Origin of the sequence: Microbacterium sp. BF1 (assembly GCF_019279095.1) — a bacterium.
GTDB lineage: Bacteria > Actinomycetota > Actinomycetes > Actinomycetales > Microbacteriaceae > Microbacterium > Microbacterium maritypicum.
In genome coordinates, this window is the sequence record NZ_JAGYWT010000064.1 from 1 (window position 1) to 8543 (window position 8543).

Consider the following 8543-nt stretch of genomic DNA (forward strand, 5'->3'; position numbering starts at 1 on the left):
GTGACGCTGCGGCGCACGACCTCGGCCAAGGCGGTCCTCGCCACGGCCTGACTCCTCCCCCCGCAGCGAAGACCATCCACGCCGGCCCGGCGCGTCGAAGTATGACGCACCGGGCCGTTCGTGTGTCAGCCTCCGGTTTCGCACCCTCACAACGCGTCCTAGGCTCCTGACATGCGCCGGCCGTTCATGGACACCCCCGACCAACTCGCGAGCCTGGAGGGACAGCAGTACCTCGTACTCCGGCCCACCGCGGCGGTCGGCACGGTCTATCGCGATGTCCAGGATGCCGCCGTCTCCCGCCTCGGCGTCCCGGCACGGCGCCCGCACACCGGGCACGTCACACTGCGAGGGTTCTACGAGCCCGAGCGACGCGAGGCACTCACCGGGCTGATCCGCTCGTGGGCAGCGCGGCAGGCCCCGATCGAGGTCATCGCCGAAGCCGTCGACGAGTTCCCCGTGCCCTGGCAGATCCTGATCGTGCGCCTCGCCCGCAGCCCCTCGCTCGTGTGGGCGTATTCGTCACTGACCACCGCACTGGATGCCACGGACTTCCGTCGTATCGGCGAGCTGCCTCTGGAGGACTGGACGTTCCACCTGTCGGTGCTCTACGGCAAGACCCTCGACGGAGCCGAGTGGTCGCGCTTCGCACAAGCCGAGTCACGACCCTTCGAGCCCGAGCCTTTCGAGACGATCATCGAGGCCGAACTGGTCTGGTACCAGGACGGCATCGAGCACGCCGAGGTCCTCCCGCTGCGTGGCTGACCCGAGTAAGCCGCCTCCGCGACGCTGGTGGCACCGCGGGTCGGCTCAGCTCAGCTCAGCTCAGCTCAGGCCGGAGTAGGCGTGCAGGCCCTTGAAGAAGACGTTCACGATCGTGAAGTTGAAGATCACGGCCGAGAATCCGACGATCGCCAGCCACGCCGAGGGGTTGCCGCGCCAGCCGCGGGTCGCGCGGGCGTGGATGTATCCGGCGTAGATGACCCAGATCACGAAGGTCCAGGTCTCCTTCACGTCGAAGCCCCAGAAGCGGCTCCAGGCGTAGTAGGCCCAGATGGACCCGGCGATGAGCGTGAAGGTCCAGAGGATGAAGCCGATGATCGTGAACATGTACGCCAGGCTCTCCAGGCGCACCGCGTTCGGGAAGGTGCGGAGGAAGCCGGGACCGGTCTTCGTGGCGTTCTCGCCGAGGAGTCGCTCGCGGCGCGACTGCATGAGCTGGATCACCGAGAGCGCGAACGCGAGAGCGAAGAACGCGGTCGCGAGCGAGGCCACGAACACGTGGATGACGAGCCACACGCTCTTCAGCGGGTCCATCAGCGGTGAGACGTCGACGTAGAAGTTGGTCGCCCCGAGGCCGAGTAGCACTACGACGAGGCCCGTGATGAACGTGCCGAGGAACCGCAGGTCGATGCGGGTGAGCACGACGAGGAACACCGCGATGATGAGCAGCGTGCCCATCATGGCGAACTCGTACAGGTTGGCCCACGGGACTCGTCCGGCCGCGATGCCACGGGTGATCGCAGCGGCGAGGTGGAAGAGGAAACCGAGCACGGTGAGCGAGGTGCCGATCCGGGCCATCACGAATCGCTGCGGGGCGGTACCGGAACCAGACGCGGGTGCGGATGCGGTGGTGCTTGCGCCACCCGCTCCGACGAGCACCGACTCGCGGACGTTCTGCGCGTCGGCTGTCGCCTGCGAGCGCCGTGCGAGATCGAAGGCGTAGGCAACGAAGGCCGCCGCATAGATCGCGATCGCCGTCCAGAGCAGAACAGGCGAGATCACGTTGAGCTCGAGCATGGTGTCAGTCTACTTTCCGGGTGTCGGTTGCCGGGGCTTCCGGCTCGGCGGACTCGTCCGCGGTGTCATCGATCGTGGGGCGCGCCGTGGTGCCTCCGGCCGCGTCGAGCAGTCGGGCATGCCCTGCGACGAGGTCTTCCACGGCTGCGGCGAGGGTCGGGTCCTCGCCTCGGGCGAGCGCGGCGTACTCGAGGGCGATCTCGCCGTCGTTCGCTGTGGCCTTGACCCACACACGGCGACGCGGCACGAACAGCGCGATCATGAGACCGCCGAGTGCGAGTAGCGCGAAACCGAGCACCCACACGCCGGACTCGTCGCGGTGGATCTGCAGCGAGGCGAAGCGCTTCACCGACTGGGAGGCGTCCGCTGCGCCGGCCGGAGACTCGTCCTCGAAGGTCACCGAGCCGAGGCCGTTCGGCAGCTGTGCGGTCTGCCCCGGTGCCAGCTCGATCGACTCGACGTCGGTGGTGCGGCCCGTGAGCTTGGTCATCCCCGTGGTGTCAAGCACGTAGACGGAACGCGGCACCCCCTCGTTGATCCCGAGGTCTCCGGTGTACACGTCGAGAGTGAGCGTCGGGTTCGTGAGGTCGCCGTATGCGGAGAAGAACGCACCGCTCTCGAGCACGCCCGTGGTCGGGTAGAAGAACCCGACGAGTCCGACCTGCTCCGCAAGCCCGTCCGGCACCTTGAGCACACCGAGCGAGGTCATGTTGTTGTCCTGAGGAAGGAACGGCGTGCTGTTGGTGAACACCACGTTGCCCTCGGGGTCACGCACGGTCACGGTCGGCGCGTAGCCGTTGCCGAGGAGGAACACGTCATCGTCGGCGACACCGAGGGGCTCGTTGACCTTGACGGAGCCGGTGCGCTCCTCGCCGTTCTCCTGCACCGTGACGTTGGCAGAGAAGTCTCCGGCCTGCCCGGAGCCGGGCTCACCGAACGGCTGGTACGTCACGTCGAAGGAGTCGAGGCGCATCGAGTACGGAGAGAACGCGTCGTCGCTTACGAAGCGTCCGCGGTTCATCGAGTCGTAGTCGAGGAGCGTGTTGGCGAAGGTCTCCCCCTCGACGAGCACGCGCTGACCGGTGTACGAGAACCCGCCCCCGATACCGACCGTGACCAGCACCCCCACGAGCGCGAGGTGGAAGAGCAGATTGCCGGTCTCGCGCCAGTAGCCGCGCTCAGCGGAGACCGAGAACGTGCGGCCGCGGTCGTAGCGCTCCACACGGTAGCCGAGAGCCTTGAGCTGTTTCGTGGCGACGTCGATCGATGCGGCGGCCTCGGCTTCGGCATCGCCGGTCTTCGTGCCGGAGTCTGCCGCAGGGTCCCGAGTGACCGTGTGGTAGTCCTCGAGCCGCTGCAGTCGCGCGGGGGTGCGCGGCGGGCGCGCACGCAGCGCCTTGGCGTGGTGCTTGATGCGCGGGATCACGCAGCCGACGAGCGAGGCGAACAGCAGCAGGTAGATCGCCGAGAACCACGGCGACAGGTACACGTCGAACAGCTTCAGCCCGTCGAGCACCGGGAAGAGGTCGGGGTTGTCGCGCTCCCACTGCGTGACGCCGTTCGGGTCGGCCATCCGCTGCGGGAAGATCGAGCCGGGGATCGCGGCGATCGCGAGCACGAGCAGCAGGATGAGCGCCGTGCGCATCGAGGTCAGCTGACGCCAGCCCCAGCGCAGCCAGCCGACGAACCCGAGCCGCGGCTGGGTGATCGAGTCGTCGCCGTCGACGTGGTCCGATGGACGGAGCGGATCGCTGGAGTCGCTGTTCGCGGCACCCTTGTTCTTGGTCATGGCCTTCTCAGTGCGGGGGTTCTTCTCGGGACGGGTGGGCTTGACGGGACGGGAATCGGGTCGCGCGCCCACCTCCGGATCGTCAGAGCGGGAGGATGACACTGCCGATCACCGCCGTCAGTCTCGACATGATGTCGGTCCAGAGCCCGGTGACCATCAGCACGCCGAGGAGGAGAAGCATCACGCCACCGATGATGTTGACCACCCGGATGTGCCGACGCAGGAAACCGATCGCCTTCGTGGCCCAACCGAAGCCGAGGGCGACGAGCAGGAAGGGGATGCCGAGGCCGAGAGAGTAGGCGAGACCGAGGAAGCCCGCCCGCACAGGATCACCGGCGTTGAACGACAGCGCGAGGATCGCCGCGAGCGTCGGGCCCATGCAGGGAGCCCATCCGATGCCGAGCGCGATACCGAGGAGCGGGGCTCCGACGACGCCGACCTTCGAGTCGACGTGGAACCGGAACTCCTTCTGCGCGAAACCGAAGAGCCCGAGGAACACCAGCCCCATCGCGATGATCACGACCCCCAGGATGCGCGTGATCAGGTCGCCCCACTGCAGCAGGAAGACCCCGGCCGTTCCGCCCAGCACGGTGTAGAGGATGAAGACGATCGTGAACCCGAGGATGAACAGCAGCACGCCCCCGACGAGTCGCCCTCGCGTCGCGGTCTCGGTGGTCTGCGTCGTCGTCCCGCCTTCCGCACCGGCAGCAGCGGTCGACCGAGGTGCGACGGCGCCGCCGAGGAAACCGAGGTAGCCGGGAACGAGGGGGAGCACGCACGGGGAGAGGAAAGAGACGAGTCCCGCGAGCATCGCGACCGGGATCGCGATCCAGAGGGCCCCGGAGCCGATGATCGCTTCGGGGTTCACAAGGCTCCCCTGATGGTCACGAGTCCTCCGCCAGGGCGTCCTTGACGAGCGTGGAGAGGATCGACTTGCCGTCGATCGGGCCGATGATGCGGGCAGCGACCCGGCCCTGCTTGTCGAGCACGAGTGTGGTCGGCGTCGCAGCGATCGGGGTCTCCTTCGCGAAGGCGAGCTTGGCCTGGGCGGTGTCGACATCGATCAGGCTGGGGTAGGTGACGCCGTACTCGTTCGCGAAGGCCACAGCGGTGTCCGCCTGGTCGCGGGTGTTGATGCCGACGAACGCGACGTCCTCATCGCTGAAGTCCTGCCACACCGCTTCCAGGTCGGCAGCCTCGAGGCGGCACGGCGCACAGCCGGCGTACCAGAAGTTCACGACCGCGACCTGTCCGGCGATGTCGGCGCTGTCGAACTTCTCGCCCTCCTCGGTCACCCCGCTGAACACGACGGGTTCGCCGCGCTCGGAGACCGGGATCTCGACGATGGCACCGTCGGCGGCGACATAGCCCGTATTCTCGCCGTTCAGGAACGATTCGCTCACCGGATCGGGAGCGCAGGCGCTCAAGCCGATGGCGAGCACCGCAGCGAGCGCGGCACCGACCGCACGACGCGAACGCCGGGTGCGGGAGGAGCGGCCGCTGCGGATCTGACGGACCGTCGAATCGCTTGGCACGACTCCGAGTTTACGCAGAGGATCCTATGCGCGAGCCGGAAACGGGCGCCTCGCCGAGGGTCTCAGAAGCGTGCCAGAACGTCGTCCACACCCGCACGGAACCGCGGGCAGGTGGCGATGTCGTGCGCCCGGCAGCCCATCGCGTGCTCGGTCATCTCGCGGGATCGGCGCATCTCCTCCATGCGCCGATCGATGTCCTCCAGATGCTGCTGCAGCACCTGGTGCCGCCCGGCGCTGCCGTCGTCGAGCAGCACCCCGATCTGTTCGAGCGTCATCCCCGCGGCCTTGCTGCGCTGGATCACGGCGATGCGCACGACCTCGTCTTCGCCGTAGCGCCGGCGCCCCGCGGAGTCTCGAGGCGGCCGGAGCAGACCCACCGATTCCCAGTGCCGCAGCACGTTCGTGGGCAGTTCGACGCGGGCGGCCACGTCGCCGACGGACCAGGGGTGCGCATCGCTTGACTTCATGTTGACATGAAGTCACAGACTGACGAGGAACGCAACAACGTCATCAGAAGGACCACCATGTACGACGCCATCGCGATCGGCGCAGGACCGGCAGGACTGCAGGCCGCTCTGACCCTCGGGCGGATGCACCGCTCCACGTTGCTCCTCGACTCGGGCGAGTACCGCAACGGCACCGTCCTGCACATGCACAACATGGTCGGCGCGGACGGCACTGCCCCCGCCCAGCTCCGCGCGACCGCACGGGCAGAGCTCTCCGCCTACGACGACGTGGAGATCCGCGACGCCGCAGCGATGAGCGTCTCGGGCGCCGAGGATGCCTTCGTCGTCGGCATCTCCGACGGCTCCGTGGTCGAGGGGCGCCAGGTCATCCTCGCCACGGGCGTCGCCGACGACCTTCCCGACGTCCCCGGCCTGCAGGACCTGTGGGGCACACTCGCGTTCAGCTGCCCGTTCTGCGACGGACACGAGCACGCGGGAAGACCGATCGCCATCCTCGGCGCCGCACCTCGGGCCGCGCACCTCATCGGCCTGCTGGGAAGGATCGTCGGCGACGTCACCGTGTTCCCCGTCGGGGAGATGTTCGCCGACGAAGACATCCAGATGCTCGAGGCGAAGGGCGTGCGGGTGAGCCCTGCCCCTGTCTCCTCCCTCGAGAAGGTCGACGGAGGCGTGCGCATCCGCACCCACCACGATGAGCGCGTGGTCGACGGCATCTTCGTCGCGGCGGGATCGATGCGCCAGCGGTCACCGTTGGTCGCGCAGCTCGACCTGCAGATGCTGCGAGGACCGGCTCAGACCGCGCCGACGTCCACGGCGCCGCCGGTCGCGGCGGGCTCGGCGTAGGCGACCGCTCGCCAGACGTCGTCGACGCGCTCGAACGAGGTGACACTCGACAGGGCGCAGCGACGCGTGCGCGGGTCGTGCTGCAAGGGCAGGCCCGCCACCCGGAGGTGGGTGATCCAGATCGGCGCCTGGTGCGAGACCATCACGACGTCGCCGTCCGGTGCCGCATCCCACGCTTCGTCCATGATGCCGAGCATCCGCTCCGCGATGGAGGAATACGGCTCACCCCAGCTGGGAACGGACGGCTGGCGCAGGTGCCACCAGTTCAGCGGGTTCATCAGGGAACGGCGCATCTGCGTCCCCTCGAACACGTTGGTCGGCTCGATCAGGCGGATGTCGACCTCGGGCACGAGGTCAAAGCGCTCCGCGAACGGCTCGGCCGACTCCTGCGCACGCTCCAGCGGCGAGGAGTACAGCGCGCGCACGGGACGCTCGAGCGAGGCCACGTGGTCGGCCGCCGCTGCGGCCATCCCCCGGCCCGCCGTGCTCAGGTGGTAGTCGGGAAGACGACCGTAGAGCACGCGGGCTGGATTGTGCACCTCGCCGTGTCGGACGAGGTGCAACCACCGGGACGCCGTCATGTCACGCCTTGCTGTAGCGCGAATCCCCGAAGCCGAGGATCAGGTACCCGATGTACGGGAAGAGGAAAAGCAGGAAGAACGAGAAGAGCCCGCCCTTGTTGAAGCGCTCACCGAGCTTGAACGCGACGATGATCGCGAGGATCAGGTTCGCGACCGGGATGAGGTACAGCAGTGCGAACCAGCCGGACATTCCGGCGATCTTCACCAGGAAGACGAGGTTCACGATCGGGATGATCGCGAGGATGCCGGGGTATCCGGCCTTCGTGAACACCTTCCACAGCCCGATGGCGACGAGGATGTAGAAGACGAGCGCGATCAGGCCCGTAGTACCGGAGAAGATCGATGCGTAGAGATCGGCGATGCCGTTGTTGTCCACGGTGCATCCTTTCTGTGTAAGAGCTGTGTCGTGGCGATCCTACTGATATGCCGCCCCGGACGCCGCCGACGGGGCCGATGACCTCCCGTCCGCCCCCGTAGAATGGGCGGGTTCCCCATTTCCCAGATCAGAAGGAATACTCCGTGCTTCGCACCCACTCGGCAGGCTCTCTGCGAGCCGAGCACATCGGTCAGACCGTCACCCTCTCGGGTTGGGTCGATCGCCGTCGTGACCACGGAGGAGTCGCTTTCATCGATCTGCGGGACGCCTCCGGCATCGCTCAGGTCGTCATCCGCGACGAGGAGATCGCGCACCCGCTGCGCAACGAATTCGTGCTGAAGGTGACCGGCGAGGTGTCGCTGCGCCCCGATGGCAACGCGAACCCGAACCTCCCCACCGGCGAGATCGAGCTCATCGCGACCGACGTCGAGGTGCTGAACGAGTCCGCTCCCCTCCCCTTCCAGGTCTCCACGGCACTCGCCGACACCGAGACCGTGGGCGAGGAAGCCCGTCTCAAGTACCGCTACCTCGACCTGCGTCGTCCGGCCCCCGCATCCGCTCTGCGCCTGCGCTCGAACGTCTACAAGGCGATCCGCGACGTGCTGCACGCCGACGACTTCACCGAAGTCGAGACGCCCACCCTCACGCGCTCCACGCCAGAAGGCGCGCGCGACTTCCTGGTGCCAGCTCGCCTGAGCCCCGGCAGCTGGTACGCCCTGCCGCAGTCGCCGCAGCTGTTCAAGCAGCTGCTGATGGTCGGTGGCGTCGAGAAGTACTTCCAGATCGCCCGCTGCTACCGCGACGAGGACTTCCGCGCCGACCGTCAGCCGGAGTTCACGCAGCTCGACATCGAGATGAGCTTCGTCGACCAGGAAGACGTGATCACGCTCATGGAGTCGCTCATCGTGGCGATGTGGGCGACGATCGGTGTCGAGGTGGCCACGCCCCTGCCGCGCATGACCTACGCCGACGCCATGGCCAAGTACGGCTCCGACAAGCCCGACCTGCGCTTCGGACTCGAGCTCGTCGAGGCGACCGAGTACTTCAAGGACACCCCGTTCCGCGTCTTCCAGGCGGAGTACGTCGGCGCGGTGCGCATGCCCGGTGGCGCCTCGCAGCCCCGCAAGCAGCTCGACGCCTGGCAGGACTGGGCCA

10 protein-coding genes are annotated in these 8543 nt (G+C 67.7%); 3 read left to right on the forward strand and 7 right to left on the reverse strand.

Features of this window, described 5'->3' with window-relative positions:
• Positions 1-171: 171 nt before the first annotated feature.
• The gene (locus KZA10_RS03930; protein ID WP_229778936.1) at positions 172-762 is read left to right on the forward strand and encodes a 2'-5' RNA ligase family protein; all 591 of its coding nucleotides are present in this window, start codon (positions 172-174) and stop codon (positions 760-762) included.
• A 60-nt stretch (positions 763-822) separates the two neighbouring features.
• On the opposite strand, the gene ccsB is transcribed toward KZA10_RS03930, so the two are convergent.
• From ccsB to KZA10_RS03955, 5 genes are all read right to left on the reverse strand, one after another.
• A complete protein-coding gene (gene ccsB / locus KZA10_RS03935) occupies positions 823-1797 on the reverse strand; it encodes a c-type cytochrome biogenesis protein CcsB (RefSeq protein ID WP_141386854.1) in 975 nt (324 codons plus the stop codon).
• Between the two features lie 4 nt (positions 1798-1801).
• The gene (locus KZA10_RS03940) at positions 1802-3586 is read right to left on the reverse strand and encodes a cytochrome c biogenesis protein ResB (RefSeq protein ID WP_218682225.1); all 1785 of its coding nucleotides are present in this window, start codon (positions 3584-3586) and stop codon (positions 1802-1804) included.
• 82 nt (positions 3587-3668) lie between these two features.
• Entirely contained in the window at positions 3669-4454 is a 786-nt protein-coding gene (locus tag KZA10_RS03945) for a cytochrome c biogenesis CcdA family protein (RefSeq protein WP_017828142.1), read from the reverse strand.
• 16 nt (positions 4455-4470) lie between these two features.
• Complete coding sequence (locus KZA10_RS03950) at positions 4471-5121, reverse strand: TlpA disulfide reductase family protein (protein ID WP_082524380.1); 651 nt, start codon at positions 5119-5121, stop codon at positions 4471-4473.
• Positions 5122-5183: 62 nt separating this feature from the next.
• Positions 5184-5588: a MerR family transcriptional regulator gene (locus KZA10_RS03955; protein ID WP_141386855.1), complete on the reverse strand. Its 405-nt coding sequence runs from the start codon at positions 5586-5588 to the stop codon at positions 5184-5186.
• Between the two features lie 6 nt (positions 5589-5594).
• Here KZA10_RS03955 and KZA10_RS03960 point away from each other — a divergent pair, with 6 nt between their 5' ends.
• Positions 5595-6431 (forward strand): NAD(P)/FAD-dependent oxidoreductase, encoded by an 837-nt coding sequence (locus KZA10_RS03960; RefSeq protein ID WP_229778938.1) that lies wholly within the window; start codon positions 5595-5597, stop codon positions 6429-6431.
• Here KZA10_RS03960 and KZA10_RS03965 read toward each other — a convergent pair.
• Together KZA10_RS03965 and KZA10_RS03970 are read right to left on the reverse strand one after the other, a co-directional pair.
• Positions 6380-7012 carry a histidine phosphatase family protein gene (locus tag KZA10_RS03965; RefSeq protein WP_141386856.1) on the reverse strand — a complete coding sequence of 211 codons (633 nt, stop codon included), beginning with the start codon at positions 7010-7012 and terminating at the stop codon, positions 6380-6382. The two genes, KZA10_RS03960 and KZA10_RS03965, sit on opposite strands and share 52 nt — an antisense overlap.
• A 1-nt stretch (position 7013) precedes the next feature.
• Positions 7014-7388, reverse strand: a complete 375-nt coding sequence (locus tag KZA10_RS03970) for a DUF5684 domain-containing protein (protein ID WP_017828137.1) — start codon at positions 7386-7388, stop codon at positions 7014-7016.
• 143 nt (positions 7389-7531) lie between these two features.
• Between KZA10_RS03970 and aspS the strand changes: the two genes are divergently transcribed.
• A partial coding sequence (aspS, locus tag KZA10_RS03975; RefSeq protein ID WP_218682224.1) for an aspartate--tRNA ligase occupies positions 7532-8543 on the forward strand: 1012 nt, incomplete at its 3' end.

Excerpts from the sequence above, each read along its gene's own strand:
- KZA10_RS03930 (WP_229778936.1), top strand. The coding sequence starts at position 172 with ATGCGCCGGCCGTTCATGGACACCCCCGACCAACTCGCGAGCCTGGAG.
- ccsB (WP_141386854.1), bottom strand. The coding sequence starts at position 1,797 with ATGCTCGAGCTCAACGTGATCTCGCCTGTTCTGCTCTGGACGGCGATC.
- KZA10_RS03940 (WP_218682225.1), bottom strand. The coding sequence starts at position 3,586 with ATGACCAAGAACAAGGGTGCCGCGAACAGCGACTCCAGCGATCCGCTC.
- KZA10_RS03955 (WP_141386855.1), bottom strand. The coding sequence starts at position 5,588 with ATGAAGTCAAGCGATGCGCACCCCTGGTCCGTCGGCGACGTGGCCGCC.
- KZA10_RS03960 (WP_229778938.1), top strand. The coding sequence starts at position 5,595 with ATGAAGTCACAGACTGACGAGGAACGCAACAACGTCATCAGAAGGACC.
- KZA10_RS03965 (WP_141386856.1), bottom strand. The coding sequence starts at position 7,012 with ATGACGGCGTCCCGGTGGTTGCACCTCGTCCGACACGGCGAGGTGCAC.